This window comes from Enterococcus sp. NPDC086594, from assembly GCF_044746145.1.
Taxonomy (GTDB): domain Bacteria; phylum Bacillota; class Bacilli; order Lactobacillales; family Enterococcaceae; genus Enterococcus_D; species Enterococcus_D entomosocium.
The window spans coordinates 84,255-106,195 of sequence record NZ_JBIVBP010000007.1 but is presented as its reverse complement, the minus strand read 5'-3'; the positions used below and the strand labels follow the sequence as shown (position 1 = coordinate 106,195).

The window sequence follows — 21,941 nt, the reverse complement described above, 5'->3', positions numbered from 1 at the left end:
AGGAGGAATTCATTCATGATTATTCAATCCGAAAGAATCAGCTTAAAGCATCTTTTGACGGTCGAAGCATTGACGGACCGTGAAGTGATGGGACTCATCCGCCGAGGACAAGAATTCAAAAGAGGGGCGAAATGGATGCCCCAAAAAGAACAATATTTCGCAACAAATCTCTTTTTTGAGAACAGTACCAGAACCCACAAAAGCTTCGATGTTGCTGAGAAAAAACTAGGGATCGAAGTCATCGAATTTGAAGCCTCCACCAGTTCTGTTCAAAAAGGCGAGACCTTGTATGACACGGTCTTGACGATGTCGGCTTTAGGTGTAGACGTTGCGGTCATTCGCCACGGCGATGAAAATTACTACGACGCTTTGATCCAAAGCAAAACGATCCAGTGCAGTATCATCAATGGCGGGGACGGCAGCGGCCAACACCCAACGCAATGCTTGCTAGATCTGATGACGATCTATGAAGAGTTTGGGCATTTTGACGACTTGAAAGTCGCAATCGTAGGTGACATCACCCACTCACGGGTCGCAAAATCAAACATGCAAATGTTGAAGCGTCTCGGAGCGAAAGTCTTCTTCTCAGGTCCAAAGGAATGGTATGACGAAGAATTTGAAGTATACGGTCATTGGCTACCATTAGACGAATTGGTCGCAGAAGTCGATGTTATGATGATGCTTCGTGTCCAGCACGAGCGCCATGATGGAACGGAAAGCTTTTCAAAAGAAGAATACTTAAAAAATCACGGGTTGACCGTCGAACGCGCCGCAAGAATGAAAGAGCATGCGATCATTATGCACCCAGCACCGGTCAATCGCGATGTGGAGTTGGCTGATGCCTTAGTTGAAAGCTTGCGCTCGCGAATCATCACACAGATGTCCAATGGCGTCTTTGTTCGAATGGCGATTCTTGAAGCAGTGTTGAACGGTAAGGCCTAACAGGCAAAAAGGAATGAATTAGAGGAGGAAGTTTACATGAAAACACTCATTAAAAACGGTAAAATCATCAAAAAAGACAATCACTGTGTTCCTGCAGCAATTTGGATCGAAGAAGGAATCATTCGCGGGATCGGTACAGCATTTCCCGAAACAGATTTTGACGAAGTTATCGATGCCAAAGAGCAATTGATCACGCCAGGTTTAGTGGATGTTCATGTACACTTCAGAGAACCAGGCTTTGAGTACAAAGAAACAATTGAAACGGGCAGCATCGCAGCAGCTCGCGGTGGGTTCACGACAGTTTGCGCAATGCCAAACCTTGACCCAGTTCCCGATACACCGGAAAAATTAACAGCTGTTTACGAAAAAATCAACGCAGATGCGTCAATCAATGTCTTACAATACGCCCCGATCACAGAAAACTTACGCAGTGAAACGTTGACGGATGCAGCTGGAATGAAAGCTGCTGGCGCTTTCGCCTTGACGAACGATGGCGTGGGTGTTCAGACTGCTGGCACAATGTATCTGGCAATGAAGCAAGCAGCCGAAAATGACTTGGCCTTGGTTGCCCATACAGAAGATGACTCCTTACTCTTTGGCGGCGTGATGCATGCTAGTAAAAAAGCAGAAGAACTTGGACTACCGGGGATCTTGAGTGTAACGGAAGCTTCTCAAATCGCTCGTGATGTACTTTTGGCGGAAGCAACAGGTGCTCATTACCATGTCTGCCATGTCTCGACCAAAGAAAGTGTTCGAGTGATCCGAGATGCCAAAAAAGCTGGTATCCATGTGACAGCTGAAGTTTCTCCTCATCATTTGCTTCTAATCGATGAAGATATTCCTGCCGATGAAGGCTTTTGGAAAATGAACCCACCGTTACGTGGGCAAGAAGACCGTGAAGCGTTGATCGAAGGTCTGCTGGATGGCACGATCGATTGTATCGCGACGGATCATGCCCCACATGGCTATGAAGAAAAAATGAAAAGCTTTTTAAAAGCACCATTTGGCATCGTCGGATCAGAATATGCCTTCCAATTGTTGTACACTCATTTTGTCAAAACAGGACGCTTTACCTTGCAGCAACTAGTGGATTGGATGACCGTGAAACCAGCATCAATCTTTGGTCTAAGCGCCGGAACGATGATGGTCGGAGACAAAGCCGATCTCGCGATTTTTGACTTAGAATCAGCTTATAACGTGGATCCTAAGCAATTTCTATCAAAAGGAGTCAATACGCCTTTCGGTGGATGGACGTTATATGGGGATACAAGTTATACATTTGTAAATGGAAAATTAGTATGGCAAAAAGGTGGGCAATAATATGAAACGTTGGCTTATTTTAGAAGATGGAACATACTTTGAAGGCGAAGGCTTTGGTGCCAGTATCAATGTTTTTGGTGAGATTGTTTTTACCACCAGCATGACGGGCTATCAAGAAGCCATTACGGATCAAAGTTTTAACGGACAAATCATTACGTTTACTTATCCGATGGTTGGAAATTACGGCGTCAACCGAGACGACTACGAATCAATTTCACCGACTTGTAAAGGGGTCGTTGTGAAAGAACACGCGCGTCTAGCGAGCAATTGGCGGAAACAGCTGACGTTAGATGAATTTTTAAAACGCAAAAATATTCCAGGGATCGCAGGAATCGATACACGTGCGCTGACAAGAAAGATCCGTCAACATGGGACCATGAAAGCGAGTATCGTTGATGCAGGAGATGTCTTTGACCATGCCTTTGATCAATTAAAAGCGGCGGTTTTACCAACCAATCAAGTGGCACAAGTTTCTACCTCAAAACCTTATCCAAGTCCTGGAACGGGTCGCAATATCGTGGTCATCGACTTCGGCTTGAAGCACAGTATTTTACGGGAATTGTCACGCCGCAACTGCAATTTAACGATTTTACCATACAATACGACAGCGCAAGAAATTTTAGACCTCGCACCAGATGGTGTAATGCTGACAAATGGACCGGGTGATCCTAAAAGCTTGCCAGAAGCAATTAAAATGATACAAGGGATTCAAGGCAAGGTACCGATCTTCGGGATTTGTTTAGGCCATCAGCTCTTCTCATTAGCGAATGGGGCAGATACCTATAAAATGAAGTTCGGTCACCGCGGATTGAACCATCCGGTAAGAGAGATCGCCACTGGTCGGATCGATTTTACCTCACAAAACCATGGCTTTGCTGTGGATGAAGCATCCATCGATCCTGAAAAACTAATGGTGACACACGTCGAAGTGAACGATGGCACGATCGAAGGGGTTCGTCATCGCCGCTACCCAGCATTCAGTGTCCAATACCACCCAGATGCGGCACCGGGCCCGCATGATGCGGTCCACTTATTTGACGAATTTTTAGAGATGATCGATGCATGGAAGGAGCAGAACTAATATGCCAAAACGTACAGATATCAAGAAAATCATGGTAATCGGTTCTGGACCGATTATTATAGGACAAGCGGCAGAATTTGATTATGCCGGTACACAAGCTTGTTTAGCTTTACGAGAAGAAGGCTACGAAGTGGTGTTAGTCAATTCGAATCCCGCAACGATCATGACGGACAAAGAAATTGCTGACAAAGTCTACATTGAACCAATCACATTTGAGTTTGTCTCACGGATTTTACGTAAAGAACAGCCTGATGCAATTTTACCGACATTAGGCGGACAAACGGGCTTGAATATGGCGATGGAATTAGCCAACTCAGGTATTTTGGATGAATTAGGAATTGAGTTGCTAGGAACCAAATTAGCGGCAATCGATCAGGCAGAAGATCGAGATTTATTCAAACAATTAATGGAAGAATTGGATCAACCGATCCCAGAATCCGAAATCGTATCAACGGTGGAAGCAGCAGTTGAATTTGCGAAAAAAATCGGCTTTCCAATCATTGTTCGTCCAGCATTTACGCTAGGAGGAACGGGCGGTGGCATGTGTAACAATGAAGAAGAATTACGCCAAATCGCTGAAAACGGCTTGAAGCTCTCGCCCGTGACCCAATGCTTGATTGAACGTAGTATTGCTGGGTTTAAAGAGATCGAATATGAAGTGATGCGGGATTCTGCAGACAACGCGATCGTTGTTTGTAATATGGAAAACTTCGATCCAGTCGGCATCCACACCGGCGATTCCATCGTCTTTGCCCCTAGTCAAACACTGTCAGACCATGAATACCAAATGTTGCGAGATGCGTCATTAAAAATTATTCGCGCATTAAAAATAGAAGGTGGTTGTAACGTTCAGTTGGCACTTGATCCACATAGCTTTAATTACTATGTGATTGAAGTAAATCCAAGGGTTTCTCGTTCGTCTGCACTAGCAAGTAAAGCAACAGGTTATCCAATTGCCAAATTGGCAGCGAAAATTGCCGTCGGTTTAACATTGGATGAAATGAAAAATCCAGTCACAGAAACCACCTATGCAGAATTTGAACCCGCCCTTGACTATGTTGTGGCAAAAATTCCTCGCTGGCCGTTTGACAAGTTTGAAACGGGGGAACGTCGATTAGGAACACAAATGAAAGCAACTGGAGAAGTGATGGCCATTGGTCGTAATATTGAAGAGTCATTACTGAAAGCTGTTCGTTCATTGGAAATCGGCACACATCATATCGAAATGAAAGAACTAGAAGCTCTTTCTGACAATGATCTGATGGAGAAGGTCATCAAGGCCCAAGATGATCGCCTGTTCTACGTCATGGAAGCCATCCGAAGAGGGTATACTATCGAAGATTTGAATGAAATGACGAAAATCGATTTATTCTTCTTAGATAAAATGCTTCACATCTTTGAGATCGAACAAGCATTAGCAAACGAACCACATTCCCTTGATGTGTTGAAAAAAGCCAAGCAAAACGGCTTTACGGATAAAAAGATCGCTGAGCTGTGGGAAACCACGGAAGCTGAGATCCGCACGCTGCGTCATGAGCAAAAGATTTTGCCCGTCTACAAAATGGTAGATACATGTGCCGCAGAATTTGAATCAGCAACACCTTATTTCTACAGCACCTATGAGTTTGAGAATGAAAGCAAGCGCAGTGAAAAAGAATCTGTTCTTGTCCTAGGTTCTGGACCGATCCGAATCGGACAAGGGGTGGAGTTCGACTATGCAACAGTGCACTCGGTGAAAGCGATCCAAGCTGCTGGCTATGAAGCGATCATCATGAACAGTAATCCTGAAACGGTTTCGACTGATTTTTCTATCTCCGACAAGCTGTATTTTGAACCGTTGACCTTAGAAGATGTCTTGCATGTGATCGATTTGGAACAGCCAATTGGGGTCATCGTCCAATTTGGCGGGCAAACGGCGATCAATTTAGCCGAACCTTTGGTGAAAGCCGGAGTAAAAATCCTAGGCACCAGCATTGAAGATCTTGATCGTGCCGAAAACCGCGATCTCTTTGAGCAAGCATTACAAGCACTAGATATTCCGCAACCACCAGGCGACACGGCGACTAACGAACAAGAAGCGATCGCCATCGCACAAAAAATCGGCTATCCTGTTTTAGTCCGCCCAAGTTATGTCTTAGGGGGACGTGCGATGGAAATCGTGGAAAACCAAGCCGATTTAGAAGATTATATGCGTCATGCAGTGAAAGCATCACCAGAACATCCTGTCTTGGTCGATCGTTACTTGGTTGGTAAAGAATGTGAAGTCGATGCTATCTGTGACGGCAAAACTGTTTTGATTCCTGGAATCATGGAACATATCGAGCGTGCAGGGGTCCATTCAGGAGATTCAATGGCAGTCTATCCACCGCAAAATCTTTCGGATGAACTAATTGCTACGATCGAAGAATATACCAAACGCTTGGCATTAGGTTTAAATTGTATCGGTATGATGAATATCCAATTTGTCATCCATGAGAACAAAGTGTATGTCATTGAAGTAAATCCTCGTGCTAGCCGAACCGTGCCATTTTTAAGCAAGGTAACAGAGATCCCAATGGCACAAATTGCCACGAAGGCGATTCTCGGGGAAGAGATCACAGCGTTAGGATATCAAGACGGACTTGCTCCAACACCAAATGAAGTACACATCAAAGCACCTGTCTTCTCCTTTACAAAACTTTTAAAAGTCGATACTTACTTAGGCCCTGAAATGAAATCAACGGGTGAAGTAATGGGATCAGATAAAGATTTGGCAAAAGCACTTTATAAAGCTTTTGAGGCATCAGGCCTGCATATTCCTGAATTTGGAAAAGCACTTTTCACCGTTGCAGACGAAAGCAAAGAAGAGGCAGCAGCACTGGCGGCGCGTTTCGTAGAGGTCGGCTTCACCTTAATGGCTACCAATGGAACCGCTGATTACTTTGAAGAAAAAGGCCTGCAAGTGACACGAGTTGCTAAAATCTCTGATCAACAAGCAGAAGAAACGGTTGTTGATTTGATCCGTAAAGGAACGACCCAAGTAGTAGTCAATACCATGGACAAAGATCGCCAAAATGCAACGGAAGACGGATTTATCATTCGCCGAGAAGCAGTGGAGCATGGTGTACCGACCTTTACTTCTCTTGATACAGCGGATGCAATTCTAAAAGTGATGGAATCCCGCAGTTTTTCAACAAAAGCAATTTAACGCAGATAAAGGAGTTTTTTGATGAAGCAAGAAATCATGACCATCAGCAAACAGCGTCAACTGGCACCACGGATTTTTGAAATGACATTGACTGGTGAATTAGTCAATGAGATGAGGACCCCAGGGCAGTTTCTGCACCTGCGGGTTCCTCAAAATGCCTTTCTTCTTCGCCGACCGATCAGTATCAATCATATCGATGCTGAGAAAAAAGAATGCCGAATCATTTACCGGGTCGAAGGAGATGGCACACGAATTTTTTCAGAAATGACCGTTGGTGATCCAATCGATGTGATGGGGCCGTTAGGAAATGGGTTTCGCTATCATCATTTAAACCAAGGGGACACTGCATTTATCGTAGGTGGCGGTATCGGTGTACCGCCGCTCTACGAACTATCGAAACGTCTGACGCAACAAGGGATCCACGTCATTCACTTTTTGGGCTTTGCCAGCAAAGACGTCATGTATTATGAAGAGGAATTTCGCGCACTGGGAGATACGAGGATTGCTACCGATGATGGCAGCGCTGGTTTACAAGGAAATGTTGGCAACCTGTTGTTAGCTGCAGAGCATACACCTGCGGCGGTCTTTGCCTGCGGAAATAACGGTCTTTTAAAAACCACCGCCCAGCTTTTCGAAGACCTTTCAGATGTTCAATTATCCATGGAAGCGCGAATGGCTTGCGGGATGGGTGCCTGTTATGCCTGTGTTTGCCATACGAAAGATGACGAACAAGGTACAAAAAGTGTCAAAGTTTGTGACGAAGGGCCTGTATTTCAGGCGAGAAAGGTGGTCATTTAATGTCGATCAACGTCGAGCTACCCGGATTGAGTCTAAAAAATCCGATCATGCCTGCCAGCGGCTGTTTTGGGTTTGGTGCAGAATATGATAAATATTATGACATCAGTCAATTAGGTGCGGTGATGATCAAAGCGACCACACCTGAACCACGTTTCGGCAATCCAACCCCAAGGGTAGCGGAAACGCCTAGTGGTATGTTAAATGCCATCGGGTTGCAAAATCCTGGGTTAGAAACGGTCATGAATCAAATATTGCCGGACTTAGCTCAAAAACATCCAGAGTTACCGATCATTGCAAACGTTGCTGGTTCGACCGTCGAAGATTACGTTCTTGTGTGTCAGGAAATCAGTCAGGCAGAAAATGTCAAAGCGATCGAACTGAATATCTCTTGCCCTAACGTCAAACATGGCGGTATCACTTTCGGAACCGATCCTGCGGTTGCGGGTGCATTGACTGAAGCGGTCAAAAAAGTCTCGCAAGTGCCGATCTATGTCAAACTTTCGCCGAATGTGACGGATATTGTCCCAATTGCAAAAGCGATCGAAGCAGGCGGCGCTGACGGGTTTACGATGATCAATACGCTTTTGGGCATGCGGATCGATTTAAAAACACGAAAACCGATTTTAGCCAACCAAACCGGGGGCTTGTCTGGTCCATCAATCAAACCAGTGGCGATCCGCCTAATCAAACAAGTGGCGCAAGTTTCTCAATTACCAATTATTGGCATGGGGGGCGTGATGTCAGTGGATGATGTACTTGAAATGTATCTGGCAGGTGCAAGTGCAGTTGCAGTAGGAACTGCAAACTTTACCGATCCTTACATTTGCCCAAAATTGATTGAAGAATTGCCTATCCGAATGGCAGAATTAGGGATCACTTCTTTGGAACAGTTGATAAAAGAAGTGAGAGAGGAGCACGTGTGATGAGTGAACGACCAATTATTGCCTTAGATTTCCCCAACAAACAGGCTATTGAAACATTTTTAGCGCAATTTCCTGCGGGAGAAAAATTATTTGTAAAAGTTGGAATGGAGATTTTCTACCAAGAAGGACCAGCGATCGTCACTTGGTTGAAATCCTTTGGCCATGACATTTTTTTAGATTTAAAATTACATGATATCCCTAATACTGTTGGACGAGCAATGGAGCGCTTAGCTTCTTTAGGTGTTGCTTTGACGAATGTTCATGCAGCCGGCGGGATCGAAATGATGACTGCTGCTAAAAAAGGTCTGCAACAAGGAACCCCCGCAGGAGACAAAGTCCCTGATTTGATTGCAGTTACCCAATTGACCTCCACTAGTGAGGCACAAATGCATCATGATCAGCAGATCATGACGTCACTGCAAGAAAGTGTTATCCATTACGCCACTTGTGCCCAAAAAGCTGGATTAGACGGTGTTGTTTGCTCCGCACACGAAGCAAAACAGATCAAGCAAAGAACAACCGATGCCTTCATACGCTTGACGCCTGGTATCCGACCAGCTGGCAGTGAAGTTGGCGATCAAAAACGGATCATGACACCTGCACAAGCTCGCAATGCGGGGGCTACCATGATCGTTGTGGGACGTCCAATCACCCAGTCTAAGACACCGTATGAAAGTTATCTGCAAATAAAACAAGAATGGAAGGAAGCTAGCCAATGAAAGAACAATCCAATCAAATTGCCAAAGATCTTTTAGACATCGAGGCGATTTTTTTACGACCGAATGAACCATTTACTTGGGCAAGCGGCATCAAAAGCCCTATTTACTGCGACAATCGAATCACTATGAGTTATCCTCATGTACGTCGCGCCATTGCGAAAGGCTTAGCTGCAGTCATCAAAACGACTTATCCCGAAGCAGAAGTGATTGCAGGGACCGCAACAGCCGGGATTCCCCATGCTGCTTGGGTCGCTGAATTGTTAGATTTGCCAATGGTTTATATTCGCAGCAAAGCAAAAGAACATGGCAAAGGCAATCAAATTGAAGGTCGTATTCAGCCAAATCAAAAAATGGTCGTCATTGAAGATTTATTGTCAACAGGTGGCAGTGTCTTAGAAGCTTGTGAAGCAGCCAAAAGAGAAGGAGCCGACGTATTAGGCGTCGCTGCGATCTTTACTTACGAGCTGCCTCAAGTCCAAGAGAATTTTGACCAAGCAGGTCTATCCTATGTGACTTTGACAAACTATACAGCGTTGATCGAGTCGGCTTTAGAAACGGGTGCTATTCAAGAGTCTGATGTTGCCCTGTTACAAGAGTGGCGAAAAGATCCTGCTGCTTGGTTGAGTGAATAAGGAATTGAAATAAGAAACGGATATGTGAGGGAATGACCAAGCATATTCGTTTTATTTTCACCTATTTTCTGATAGCATTGGGAGAAAGTTTTTTTGATAGGAAGGGCTATTCCTTGCTGTCAACTTGAATTAGGAGGCTGTTTTTTTGAAAAGAAATATGGATGTTCCCTGGAGTTATTCCGGAGACAATGGACCTGAACATTGGCACACTTTGTGCGATTGGTATGCACAAGGCGCCGAATTTCCTTACCAATCCCCAATTGCTTTAGTTCACGATGAAACCGAAGAACCTATCGATCAGGACTTGGCTTTTCACTATAAACGAGAGCGGTTCACGGAAAAAGAATTCAAAAATACGATTCACTTCGTTCCATATAACAAAGAAAGTTATGTCACATTTAAAGGGATCAACTACTATTTGACGGATATTCATTTCCACATGCCGTCTGAACATATTATCGATGATGAACAGCAAGAATTAGAGTTTCATCTCGTCCATATGAATGAGGACGGAGAAAACTTGGTTGTGGGCATCTTATTCAAATTGACGGATAAGCTCAACTGGATCTGCAATCAGCAAGACGACAGCATCTGGGACTTTGAAAACCATACGCAATGGTTTGATCCGACTATGTTCTTACCAGAACGCACCCACCATTTCCATTATGTGGGTTCGTTGACGACACCGCCAACCAAAGGGCCAATCAATTGGTTCGTCTTTGACTGGATCGGGGAGATGAGCCGCCGCTTCATTTTGGAATTCCGGGAAGAAGTGTTAGAAAACAATAATCGCCCATTACAAGACCGCAAAGATCGGCCTATTTATTTCTATTAATTTATAAAAATAGATCCTTTTACGTAGTGTTTCTCACTGACTTCATTTGATGGTCAGTATAGAAACCACTTCGTAAGGGTAATCTATAAAAATGATGTTAGAATTTTTAGAATGTCATTGACTAGAAAAAGACGAAAACTCTTCGTCTTTTTTTATTTTTATATTCTAGTACCATGAAGGCTATGCTAAAATATTAAATAAGCTGATTCTCGGCAGTTAATGCATTGTGAAAATAAATACAAATATAGTTTTTTTTAGAAAAAGAGCAGACACGGTAAAGCTTTTTTGGCTGAGTATTTTATAGTGAAAGAAAGGAAATCCATATGCATGCATGGGAAGCAATCCAAAAATCCATTGATTTTATCGAAGACAATCTTGCTGAGTCGCTAGAGATCGAAACGTTAGCACAAGTCGCATCACTTTCTGTATTTTATTATCAACGCTTATTTACTCGCTTAGTTAAAATTTCTGTTAGGGAATATATAAAACTGCGTCGTCTGGCCAGAGCCGCTGTTTTATTAAAAGACAGAAAAAGTCGAGTCATTGAGGTCGCTTTTGAGGTTGGTTTTAGCAGCCATGCAGTATTTTCAAGAACCTTTAAGACCGTTTATGGACTTTCACCTTCTCTTTACCAAAAAGCGCCGATCGGCTTGCAAAATTTTGATAAGCCGGATCTATCTTTAGGGTATATTGTCACAGAAGAAGGCAATCCATTGATCAGCGAAGGAGTCGTTTTGGAGATTCAGAAGAAGCGAAATCAGCAACCGCTGGTTTTTTGTGGCGTTGTTGGTTACTATCCATTTAAGTATGGAAAAATGCTGGGCCAACGAACAGGGATTGATCCGATTGATGATATTTGGCATGATTTTTATCAAAAGACTGCCAATCAGCCTCGCACCGATCATTGCCTGATCGGTGTTTCATTTCCGGGAGATGCGCCTGAAGGCTATTCAAGTTATTTTGTTGGTCAAATATCTGATGGTTCGCAATTTCTCAACTGCACTGAATGGACTTTACCAGAACGTGAGTATATTGTTTGCAGCTTTGATACGGTCTCAGAGCAACTGATCATCAATATGGGAAAGGCGATGCGTTATACCCGTTTTTGGCTCAAGAAAAATGGCTGGATTGCTGAGAATTTTTTTCCTGAGCTTTATCAAAAAGGGGAAAATCATGTGGTTCATGTCGAATTATGGATTCCTTTTAAAAAAAGAATTAAGATGCAAGGAGGAACAGAATAATGACCCACCAGTATGAAGAAGGAATAAAGCTGCTTGAAGAAAAATTCGGACATTTTAAAGACAATGTGATTGCCCTTGCGACGACAGCTTGTGACAAAACTGTAGAGGGACACATACAACCAGTCGTTCGAGAAGTTGATGCTTTTTATGAAGAGGGCGTTTTTTACGTGTCGACACACGAGCAATCCAATAAAATCAAGCAAATCAAAAAGAACCCAGCAGTTTCCATTGCCGTTAGCGGTGAATGGTTTACTGCGGTCGGTCAAGGGGAGAATTTAGGTTGGGTGCTAGACCCTAAAAATGCAGAATTAAGAAGCAAAATTCGCAAAGCCTTTGTCTGGTACGACGAAGTCAACAATGAGAATGATAAAGGCTGTTGCTTTCTAGCAATCCATTTGACCAAAGGAACGTTGAATATCAATCACTGGGAAAAGCTGTATCATTTTGATTTCGAGAAGAAAGTCACTATGGAGGATGGCGGTATTTATTAGCTAGCAGAAGCTACTTTCTCACGGTGATTTTCGAATGCCATTCTATCGGATCTAGCAGATACGTCGATGGCTAAATTCTGAGAAGGCTTGCCTTTTGTGTTTCAAGCTAAGCAAAATTGTCGCTGGAAGAGCAGTAGATAGAAGGAAAAAGCATAAAAACCGATCACAAGCGCGTGTAGTTTCGCAGCGCTTTTGTGGTCGGTTCTTTTATTGATTACACTATGTTTTTTTGATCCGAATAGACTGAGGAGCAGCTAGGACTGTTTTAATCTCAAAATTCCCTCATCAGGTGTCACAAAAAGCGTTTTTTGATTCTCATAAATGACGAATCCAGGTTTGGCACCATTCGGTTTCCGAATATGTTTGACTTGCACGTAGTCCACCGGTACTTGGGCAGATTGACGATATTTTGAGAAATATGCGGCAAGCTCTGCAGCTTCCATTAAGGTTGTCTCACTAGGATCATCCGTACGAATGATGACATGAGAGCCAGGAATATTTTTGGTATGCAGCCAGATATCACTCTTACGAGCTGTTTTTAAGGTCAGTTGGTCATTTTGTAAATTGTTTTTTCCAACGAAAATTTCTGTTCCGTCTGAAGAAAGAAATCGTTCTGGTTGCGAAGGAGCGGCTTTTTTACGCTGTTTCGTCCGATTTTTGACATAGCCTTGTGCAATCAGTTCTTCCCGAATAACCGCCAGATCCATTGGAGAGGCGATTTCTAATTGGGCTAACACGGATTCGAGATACGCGATTTCTTCTTTCGTTTCGGCAATCTGCTGATGGACCAATTTGACTGCATTTTTTAATTTCTGATAACGTTGAAAATATTTCTGAGCATTTTGATTGGGAGAAAGAGCGGGATCTAATTTGATCGTCAAAAGCCGATTCTCATCATAGTAATTTTCCAAATCAACTGAAGCAGCACCACGGGGGACTTGATTCATAAAGGTCGTCAAAAGCTCACCTTTTTGACGAAATTCTTCGGCGTTTTCTGAATCGATTAACGTTTGTTGGCGTTTCTTTAACTTCAATTGGTTCCGTTTCAGTTCATTCTCAATCTTCTTTAGTAATTCGCCACCTTGTTGTTTGACCCGATCTCTTTCCGCCTTGTCGTGATAAAACGCATCTAAAAGCTCGCTCAGACTCTGATAAGAGGTGACAGTGGTGGTCGCATCGATCAATGATGGATAGGGAATTGGTGTAAAATATTCCTTTTTCTCTGACTGGAGATAACTTGGTGCTAGCTCCTGGGTAAGCTCTGTAAAGAAAGCTTCCCACTGACGCAGTTTTTCATTGGGATTGGCATTGATTCGAGCGATTAATTCTTCTGCTGTATCGCGGCCTAAGCCTTGGAATCGTTGTTGAAGTTCTTTTGCCGTCAAGGGATCGATGGTCGATAATTCTTCAAAAATTTTGGTGCGAGAGGCTGTAAAAGGATTAAGTGTTGTTTGCTTTGGTGGTGCAATATAAGTAGCACCCGGTAATAAAGTACGATACGTATTTTGTGAATGACCAATGTGTTTGATTGTATCGACAATTTTTCCGCTCGTCTTATTCATTAATAAAATCGTGCTGTGACGGCCCATCAATTCGACAATCAAGACGAGGGATTGTAAATCACCTAGTTCATCTCGTCGAGTAAAATGAAAATGGATCACACGGTCATTGTCGATTTGTTCGATTGATTCTAAGATCGCCCCTTCTAAATATTTCCGCAGCATCATCAAGAAATTCGGTGGGGTTTCTGGATTGCTATAGGCGATCGTTGTGCATTGCACACGAGCATAGGTGGGATGTGCGGATAGCAAAAGTTTATGATTTTTCCCTTGGGCACGGATCACAAATACGACCTCATTTTCATAAGGTTGATGAATTTTGTTCACACGTCCACTGGTTAATTGATTTTGTAATTCTTTGACCATTAAATGGGTAAAAACACCATCAAAAGACATATTGTTTCCCTCTTTTCTTATAAGGATAGTTTGACTGAGGGATTGATCCTTCCAATGTCAAATATTCCTATCTATTATACCGAAGAATCCAAAGAAAAGCCATGGCAGCTAGCTTTCCTTTTTCTTGTTAGGTTGGTGATCGGTGGTTTGCAGTGCACGCTCAATTTCTTTGTTCAAGAAATAAGAGATGACTGTTCGAATAATAACGACTGCAGCTAGACGTACGATGTCTTCGAAAGTAGGGTGGATGATCGTCTCAATAATATCTGCTGCAATCAAGATCTCAAGACCTAATAAGACATAACTCCCTAAATAATTGCGGATAAAATTATTCTCTCTGGCTGCCACCAAACGGTCCTTTTCTGTTAATTCGTAGCGCACGAAATCAATGCCTGCGATCAATACACCCCAAACGATGACGAAAATGGAGAGAAAGTTTAAACAGACAACAATGAAATCGAAGATTGGGTTGGCTCCAGTCATCAAAGAACTAGCTAGATTATGCATAATGACTCCTTTACCGTTTTCTTTTATCTTACCGAATTATCGAAGAAATGTGAAGTTTCTTGACGTTCTAGAAGGGAATTGATAGTATGAATTAATAGTAGGATTTTTAAAAAAGGTGGGCAAATTATGGAACAAGTTAGGAACTTTGTTCATTACACGAAAGAAAAAACAGTGGAAAGCTGGCAGGCTTTGTTAGATGATCTATACCGAGATCAGAAAAAAACGATTTTCACGCTGATCGGAGGCATTCTTTTCGCGCTGGTTTTTGCAGGCTTGATCGTTTTTTCTCAAAATCGCATCAACGCCTCTTTAGTGGATCGAATCGCTTTCGACAAGTTACCTTCGGAAAAAGTACAGCCATTACCATATTTGACAGCTGATAAGACGATTCGCGAAACAAGAGCGATTTCTGTGATGTACAGTAAACCAAATGGCCCACAGCTGGATCAAGTGTTTGATCTGATCCAAGCACAGGAAGACGAAATGAATCGAACATTTTTTTATTATCCGATCGTCTATGACGTGGCATTTTTCTCCAATGAATATGACATTGATCCTGATAAAGTGACCTTTGTCTTCTATGAAGAAGGAGTCGAGAAAAATCGCTTTACTTTTGATTCATTTGAGCAGCCAACGACGGAATTCATCCCAGAATTGAATCGTTTACCCATGTGGACGATTCGTTCTTCTGCCAATGATTGATAAAAAAATCTGACAATTTGACAGAAAATTGTTGACGTTTTTTTATCAATAGGCTAAACTGAATTCAATCAAGAAAGAAAACAAGTTGAGAAGGAGGAACAATCATGAAACTATTTATTCCATTGCAAGTGAAATCATGGCAAAACTGGCGTAGATAGTTGTATTGATGGGACCTCATTCCATAGATACAACTTTTTAGAGAACCTTCTAAAGTGCTGTATCTATGCTGGTAGTTGAATTTATCGCCGCATAGGACAACCTTCTATGCGGCTTTTGCTTACTTGCAATTGCCGTCACATAGGCAGTTGCTTTTTTTGTTCTCAAAAACCGTAAAAACGAAAACACGAAAAACGTAAGCAGAAAAAGGAGAATGAAAAATGAAAAACAAGGGATTAATTGCATCGGTTGCCGTTATTTTATTATTTTTAGGAGCGACCTTTGTCTATCAGTTAGGAATGAGAAGTGGGACCAATCAAGCCAGTGAGACTTCGGAACCAGTAGAAAAAGCTGAAAAAACAGTTGGAATCCTGCAGTTTGTCAGTCATGAAGCGTTAGATGCGATCACCGAGGGGATCAAAGAAGGCCTTAAAGAATCAGGCTATACCGAAGGGGACAACTTGACGATTGAATTCCAAAACGGCCAAGCGGATCAAAGTAAATTGGCAACGATGAGTCAGCAGCTGCTAAATAAAGATGCCGACGTTTTGGTTGGGGTAGCAACACCCGCAGCACAAGCGTTGGCGAATGTCACTCAGGATGTACCAATCGTTTTAGGAGCGGTCACTGATCCAGTTGGGGCAAATCTCGTGGCAGATATGGATCAACCCGGTGGAAATATCACTGGTGTTTCAGATAAAGCACCCGTCGCTGCGCAAATCAAACTAGCAAAAGATTTGCTGCCGGAGGCAAAAACAGTCGGCATTTTGTATTCTTCGACTGAAGACAATTCGAAATACCAAGTGGCAGAAGCAGAAGCTGCTGCCGAAGAAAATGGCTTGACCAGCAAATCGTATGCCGTTCCTTCAAGTAACGAAATTGCTCAAATGGTGCAAGTGATGGCACGAGAAGTCGACTTTATCTATATTCCGTTAGATAACACGATCGCAAACGCAATGCAGACGGTAGTACAAGAAGCCAATAAATCAAAAACGCCCATCATCACGTCTGTTGATACGATGGTGGAACAAGGCGGCTTAGCAACGGTTGGGCAAGATCAATTTACGATTGGGGTCGAAACTGGGAAGATGGTGGCAGCAATTCTTGACGGGACGGCCGAACCTGCGACAACTCCGATCTATACATTCAGCGATGGCGAAACGATCATTAATGAAACACAAGCGCAGTTATTGGGAATCACTATCCCAGAAAACCTCAAAGACGAGGCAAAATTGATTACAACGACACCGGAAAGTGAAGCAAGTGATGAGTAACAATTAGGAACAGCAATCACCTGCGATCACCGAGAGAGTCTTGAAAGAGAAAACTTGTAAGAATATGGAGGAAGAATGATGATTGTTTCAGCAATAGGGCAAGGGCTACTTTGGGGAATCCTGGGATTAGGGATTTTTATGACCTATCGTATTTTGAATTTCCCGGATATGACGACGGAAGGGTCCTTTCCGTTAGGCGGTGCTGTCTGTGTGACAGCGATCACCCATGGGGTGTCGCCCGTCTTAGCGACTTTGTTAGGAGTATTGGCTGGGATGTGTGCGGGCTGTGTGACAGGACTTCTTTATACAAAAGGCAAAATTCCCGTGATTTTAGCAGGTATTTTGGTGATGTCTTCATTGAACTCGGTCATGCTGTTTGTGATGCGCTCACCAAACCTCTCTTTATTAAACCAACCGAAAATTCAAGATTTTTTTACTAGAATGAATTTACCGAATTATTATGATACGGTGATTATCGGATTGATCATGGTCTTGTTGATTGGGGGCGTCTTGGTTTACTTTTTCCATACCAACTTGGGTCAAGCTTATATTGCTACCGGGGATAATGAACACATGGCCAAGTCAATGGGGATCAATACGGATCGAATGAAAATCATTGGACTGATCGTCTCCAATGGCGTGATCGCACTCTCAGGCGCATTGATCGCTCAAAACGACGGCTACGCCGACATAAGCAAGGGAATCGGTGTGATCGTTATCGGACTGGCGTCAATCATCATTGGTGAGGTATTATATGGTGAATTGACCTTGCTGGAACGTCTGATCGCTATCGTGATCGGCAGCATTATCTACCAATTATTGATCCTATTTGTGATCAAAGCTGGATTTGATACGACTTACTTGAAGATCTTCTCTGCAATCGTCTTGACGATCTGCCTGTTGATCCCTCAATTTAAACAAGCCTTGCATCTACGCACTGGTTTTGAAACGGAGGATGAATAATGTTAGCCTTAAAAAAATCCTTTAAAGTTGTCGGCAACGGACCGAATGAGAAAAAAGTACTCTTGAATAAAATCGATCTTTCTTTAAAACCAGGAGAATTTGTCACGGTCGTCGGAGGAAATGGCGCCGGCAAAAGTACGTTATTCAACTGCATCTCAGGCACCATGCCCTTGACGAGTGGGCAAGTGATGATCGATGATCAAAACGTGACCGCACTTTCGGAAGAAAAACGCGCCCGCTTTTTGGCACGTGTCTTCCAAGACCCGAAAATGGGGACGGCTCCCCGTATGACAGTGGCAGAAAATCTTCTGTTAGCACAAAAAAGAGGGGAAAAACGTTCACTAGGTCTTCGACAACTCCAAGGGCAAAGAGAAACGTTCTATGCCCTTTGTAAAGAAATCGGCAATGGGTTGGAAAATCATTTGGATACGCCAACGGGCAGTTTATCTGGTGGTCAACGACAGGCACTAAGTTTATTGATGGCAACGATTCAAACACCAAAACTGTTGTTGCTAGATGAACATACGGCTGCGTTAGACCCAAAGACCTCCAAACAGCTGATGCAAATCACAGCAAAACGCGTGGAAGAACAAAACCTAACTTGTCTCATGATCACCCATCGGATGGAAGATGCATTAAAATACGGAGACCGCCTGATCCTGCTCAGAAAAGGGGAAATCGTCAAGGATCTTTCAGCAGATGAAAAAGCTCGCTTAAGTTTACCAGAACTGTTACTGTTCTTTGAAGACGACTTATAAACCCTTGATAGAACAGTGTTTTCAAAAAAAATAATCAAATAAATGAAAAAAATAAGAAAAAATCATTGACATCTTTCAAAGTTAAACCTATACTTAGGTCAATCTTACATCAGTTTGGAGCGAAGGACTATGCAAAAATTATTGCTAACGAACCCCACACAACTGAATAAATATTACTTTAGCTATTTTAGATAGGTTTGTATTCATGAAGGCATGGGTACAAACGCTAAGTTTGTATCTATGATGGCTAGAGCATTTCGTAATGAATTCGCAGCCACGTAGATCGTAAAATCTATAGTGGCTATTTTTTATATTCACATATCGGCGCTGTCGCTATGTAATGTTTGAAGGTGTTCACTGTAGATTCTTAAATTTACGGTGGACATCTTTTTTTGTTGAAAGGAATGAACCAGATGAAACAAATGATAACCGGTCACACACGGTTGGCGGCACTATTTGCCAAACCAGCCAAACACAGCATCTCTCCAGCGATGCACAATCTTTCTTTTGAAGAACAAGGGATCGACGCCGTGTATCTGGCCTTTGATGTTGAGCCGGATGATTTAGCCGCTAGTATCCAAAGCATCCGTCAGTTGGATCTCTTAGGTGTCAATCTATCAATGCCCCATAAAATGGCAGCAGTACCGTTGATGGATGAATGCTCACCAGCAGCCGAGCTGATCGGCGCAATCAATACAATCGTCAATCAAGAGGGGCGATTGATTGGGCACAATACAGATGGTATCGGCTTTATGCGCGCACTTGAAGACATTCAAGTGTCGATCATTGGAAAAACGATGACTGTGATCGGTGCAGGTGGAGCAGCGACAGCAATCATTAGTCAAGCTGCACTAGATGGTGTCAAAACAATCCGTGTCTTTAACCGCAAGGATGAGTTTTATCCAATCATCCAGGAAAAATTGACACAGATCGCAGAAAAGACCGCCTCTGAGATCACATTAACGGATTTAGAAGATCAGACGGCTCTAAAAACAGCCATCGATCAAAGCAGTCTTTTAGTTAATGCTACTGGCGTGGGGATGAAGCCGAATGATACGGTAAGTCCTCTAAAAGACAAAACACTCTTGCGGGAATCATTAGCTGTCTATGATGTCATCTATAATCCAAGAGAAACGCAGCTTTTGAAAGATGCGAAAGCAGTTGGTGCCAAAACTGCAAACGGCTTAAGCATGTTGCTGTATCAAGGTGCAGCTGCATTTAAACTTTGGACAGGCCAAGAAATGCCTGTTGAAAAAGTAAAAGCACTTATTGAATCCATGTAAAAAATAAAAAAATTAGAAAAAACGAAAGTAGGAAGAAAAAATGATCGTAATTATGAAACCAGGCGCTACGCCAGAACAAGTTGAAGTTGTTGTAACTAGAATCAAAAAAGAAGGCTTAGATGTTCAAGTCAACCAAGGAAAAGAACAGGTCGTTATCGGGTTAAAAGGGGATACACGCCGCATCCAAGATGTTGCTTTTCGCAGCTACGAAGGTGTCGAAGATGCCATTCGGATCTCAAATACTTACAAATTGACCTCTCGTGAGTTCCATCCGCAAGATACGGTTGTGGATGTAGATGGTGTGAAAATCGGTGACGGCAACTTTGTTACGATGGCTGGTCCATGTTCGATTGAAGGCTTAGACCAAATTCGTGAATGTGCCCGAATCGCCAAAGCTGGTGGTGCACAAATCTTACGTGGTGGTGCCTTCAAACCCCGCACGTCGCCTTACGCATTCCAAGGGCTTGAAGAAGAAGGGCTAAAATACATTCGCCAAGCTGCTGATGAAACTGGCATGAAAGTCATCACAGAAGTCATGGACGAAGGACATATCGATATGGTGGCGGAATACAGTGATATTTTGCAGATTGGTGCTCGGAACATGCAAAACTTCAAATTGCTAGCTGCCGTTGGAAAAACTGGGAAACCAATTGGCCTTAAACGAGGCATCTCAGGCACGATCGACGAATGGTTGAATGCAGCGGAATACATCGCTGTTCAAGATAAAAGTGAAGTGATTTTCATTGAACGTGGGATCCGAACTTACGAAACAGCAACCCGTAATACCTTTGATCTAAGTGCAGTACCAATCATCAAAAAACTGAGCCACTTCCCAATCATCGTCGATCCTAGTCATGGAACAGGTATCTGGGATCTCGTACCACCAATGGCAAGAGCGGGTGTTGCTGCCGGCGCCGATGGGATGATCGTAGAGATCCATCCAGATCCAGCCAATGCTTGGTCTGATGGTCCTCAATCACTTAACGAAAAAACGTACATGAACATGATGAAAGAAGTCCATATCATGGAAAAAGCGATGAAAGAAATCAAAGCGTTGCAAGACTAAGCGTGAAGACAACCAATAAAAGAGGTGCAAAAATCAATGTTACACATTCACTTAGAAGACCATTCCTATGATATCCTCATTAAACGAGGGGCGTTTCGAAAAGTCGGAACCTGGGTACAACAGTTGTGGGACAAACAGCGCATTGCCGTCATTACAGACAGCAATGTCGCACCCCTGTATGGCGGACAAATCGTTGATTCCATAACCGCTGCCGGGTTTGAAGCGACACTGTTAATCGTACCAGCCGGCGAAAAAAGCAAATCACTAGAGCAAGCAGCTAGTTTATATGATGGTCTTGCCCAATTCGGAATGACCAGAAGCGATGGGATCATTGCCCTTGGTGGCGGTGTGATCGGTGATCTCGGAGGATTTGTTGCTTCTACGTATATGCGCGGCATTGATTTCTTGCAGATTCCGACGACGTTATTGGCACAGGTCGATTCAAGTATCGGCGGGAAAACAGCTGTAAATACTGGCAGTGCCAAAAATCTCGTTGGCACGTTTGCCCAACCAGCCGGGGTGATGATCGATCCAGATTTACTTGAAAGTTTGCCGCTTAAACGCGTCCAAGAAGGCATTGCTGAAATCATCAAGTCAGCCGCTATTGCAGATCCTGAACTTTGGCAAACGTTAGCAGGTTTGAAAGATGAAGCCGATTTGTTGGCCCACGCTGAAAATGTGATCACAGCTTCTTTAAAGGTTAAACAAAAAGTAGTGGAAGAAGACCCCTTTGATCATGGTAGTCGTCTGACACTGAACTTCGGTCATACGATCGGTCATGGCTTAGAAAGAACGGCTGCTTTTGAGACAAGTCACGGAGAAGGCGTTGCGATGGGGATGATTATGATCACCCGACATGCAGAAGTCACCGGATTAACACCAAAAGGTACGACCCAGCAACTTACAGAAATGGTTGAGAAGTTTCACTTGCCGATTACACCAAGGGAAATAGATAAAGAGCAATTATACCAAGCAATCACTCATGATAAAAAAGCCCGCGGGCAACAATTGAAGATTATTCTATTAGAAGCGATCGGTCAGGCGAAAATCGTGACGATCCCGACTGAAAAAATCAAAGACTACCTAGTATAAGAAAGGAAGGTAACGG

General features: G+C 43.2%; 20 protein-coding genes. 18 read left to right on the top strand and 2 right to left on the bottom strand.

Going from position 1 to position 21,941, the window contains the following annotated elements; genetic code table 11:
• Positions 1-15 precede the first annotated feature (15 nt).
• From ACIPK1_RS11930 to ACIPK1_RS11880, 11 genes are all read left to right on the top strand, one after another.
• Positions 16-942, top strand: coding sequence for an aspartate carbamoyltransferase catalytic subunit (locus ACIPK1_RS11930; RefSeq protein WP_005235988.1), 927 nt, complete (start codon positions 16-18; stop codon positions 940-942).
• 36 nt (positions 943-978) lie between these two features.
• Positions 979-2,262 (top strand): dihydroorotase, encoded by a 1,284-nt coding sequence (locus ACIPK1_RS11925; protein ID WP_400450990.1) that lies wholly within the window; start codon positions 979-981, stop codon positions 2,260-2,262.
• Between the two features lies 1 nt (position 2,263).
• Complete coding sequence (locus tag ACIPK1_RS11920) at positions 2,264-3,343, top strand: carbamoyl phosphate synthase small subunit (RefSeq protein ID WP_005235984.1); 1,080 nt, start codon at positions 2,264-2,266, stop codon at positions 3,341-3,343.
• 1 nt (position 3,344) lies between these two features.
• Positions 3,345-6,530, top strand: a complete 3,186-nt coding sequence (gene carB, locus ACIPK1_RS11915) for a carbamoyl-phosphate synthase large subunit (protein ID WP_005235983.1) — start codon at positions 3,345-3,347, stop codon at positions 6,528-6,530.
• 21 nt (positions 6,531-6,551) lie between these two features.
• The gene (locus tag ACIPK1_RS11910; RefSeq protein ID WP_400450988.1) at positions 6,552-7,328 is read left to right on the top strand and encodes a dihydroorotate dehydrogenase electron transfer subunit; all 777 of its coding nucleotides are present in this window, start codon (positions 6,552-6,554) and stop codon (positions 7,326-7,328) included.
• Positions 7,328-8,251, top strand: coding sequence for a dihydroorotate dehydrogenase (locus tag ACIPK1_RS11905; RefSeq protein ID WP_016611756.1), 924 nt, complete (start codon positions 7,328-7,330; stop codon positions 8,249-8,251). Before ACIPK1_RS11910 ends, ACIPK1_RS11905 begins: the two co-directional genes overlap by 1 nt.
• Positions 8,251-8,970: an orotidine-5'-phosphate decarboxylase gene (pyrF, locus tag ACIPK1_RS11900; RefSeq protein WP_008379878.1), complete on the top strand. Its 720-nt coding sequence runs from the start codon at positions 8,251-8,253 to the stop codon at positions 8,968-8,970. Before ACIPK1_RS11905 ends, pyrF begins: the two co-directional genes overlap by 1 nt.
• Positions 8,967-9,602, top strand: a complete 636-nt coding sequence (gene pyrE / locus ACIPK1_RS11895) for an orotate phosphoribosyltransferase (RefSeq protein WP_005226111.1) — start codon at positions 8,967-8,969, stop codon at positions 9,600-9,602. The genes pyrF and pyrE overlap by 4 nt, the downstream gene beginning before the upstream one ends.
• A 157-nt stretch (positions 9,603-9,759) precedes the next feature.
• Entirely contained in the window at positions 9,760-10,437 is a 678-nt protein-coding gene (locus tag ACIPK1_RS11890) for a carbonic anhydrase family protein (RefSeq protein ID WP_016620153.1), read from the top strand.
• Positions 10,438-10,760: 323 nt separating this feature from the next.
• On the top strand, positions 10,761-11,678 hold the full coding sequence (locus tag ACIPK1_RS11885; RefSeq protein ID WP_016611759.1) for an AraC family transcriptional regulator: 918 nt from the start codon (positions 10,761-10,763) through the stop codon (positions 11,676-11,678).
• On the top strand, positions 11,678-12,169 hold the full coding sequence (locus ACIPK1_RS11880; RefSeq protein ID WP_016620151.1) for a pyridoxamine 5'-phosphate oxidase family protein: 492 nt from the start codon (positions 11,678-11,680) through the stop codon (positions 12,167-12,169). Before ACIPK1_RS11885 ends, ACIPK1_RS11880 begins: the two co-directional genes overlap by 1 nt.
• A gap of 254 nt (positions 12,170-12,423) precedes the next feature.
• Here ACIPK1_RS11880 and efbA read toward each other — a convergent pair whose 3' ends face one another.
• Both efbA and ACIPK1_RS11870 read right to left on the bottom strand, forming a co-directional pair.
• Positions 12,424-14,124, bottom strand: a complete 1,701-nt coding sequence (gene efbA, locus ACIPK1_RS11875) for a fibronectin-binding protein EfbA (protein ID WP_400450984.1) — start codon at positions 14,122-14,124, stop codon at positions 12,424-12,426.
• Positions 14,125-14,232: 108 nt separating this feature from the next.
• Positions 14,233-14,631 carry a DUF1622 domain-containing protein gene (locus ACIPK1_RS11870; RefSeq protein ID WP_005235970.1) on the bottom strand — a complete coding sequence of 133 codons (399 nt, stop codon included), beginning with the start codon at positions 14,629-14,631 and terminating at the stop codon, positions 14,233-14,235.
• 126 nt (positions 14,632-14,757) lie between these two features.
• On the opposite strand from ACIPK1_RS11870, the gene ACIPK1_RS11865 reads away from it, so the two are divergent.
• The 7 genes from ACIPK1_RS11865 (at position 14,758) to aroB (ending at position 21,925) form a co-directional block, all read left to right on the top strand.
• On the top strand, positions 14,758-15,333 hold the full coding sequence (locus tag ACIPK1_RS11865; RefSeq protein WP_005235969.1) for a hypothetical protein: 576 nt from the start codon (positions 14,758-14,760) through the stop codon (positions 15,331-15,333).
• A 377-nt stretch (positions 15,334-15,710) separates the two neighbouring features.
• Positions 15,711-16,763, top strand: a complete 1,053-nt coding sequence (gene trpX / locus ACIPK1_RS11860) for a tryptophan ABC transporter substrate-binding protein (RefSeq protein ID WP_010748363.1) — start codon at positions 15,711-15,713, stop codon at positions 16,761-16,763.
• A 78-nt stretch (positions 16,764-16,841) separates the two neighbouring features.
• Positions 16,842-17,726, top strand: a complete 885-nt coding sequence (locus tag ACIPK1_RS11855; RefSeq protein ID WP_008379889.1) for an ABC transporter permease — start codon at positions 16,842-16,844, stop codon at positions 17,724-17,726.
• Positions 17,726-18,484 (top strand): ABC transporter ATP-binding protein, encoded by a 759-nt coding sequence (locus ACIPK1_RS11850; protein WP_400450981.1) that lies wholly within the window; start codon positions 17,726-17,728, stop codon positions 18,482-18,484. The genes ACIPK1_RS11855 and ACIPK1_RS11850 overlap by 1 nt, the downstream gene beginning before the upstream one ends.
• 413 nt (positions 18,485-18,897) lie before the next feature.
• Positions 18,898-19,767, top strand: a complete 870-nt coding sequence (locus tag ACIPK1_RS11845; RefSeq protein WP_034872642.1) for a shikimate dehydrogenase — start codon at positions 18,898-18,900, stop codon at positions 19,765-19,767.
• Between the two features lie 40 nt (positions 19,768-19,807).
• A complete protein-coding gene (aroF, locus tag ACIPK1_RS11840; protein WP_005226100.1) occupies positions 19,808-20,833 on the top strand; it encodes a 3-deoxy-7-phosphoheptulonate synthase in 1,026 nt (341 codons plus the stop codon).
• A gap of 36 nt (positions 20,834-20,869) precedes the next feature.
• Entirely contained in the window at positions 20,870-21,925 is a 1,056-nt protein-coding gene (gene aroB, locus ACIPK1_RS11835; protein ID WP_086316124.1) for a 3-dehydroquinate synthase, read from the top strand.
• The last annotated feature ends 16 nt before the right edge of the window (positions 21,926-21,941 follow it).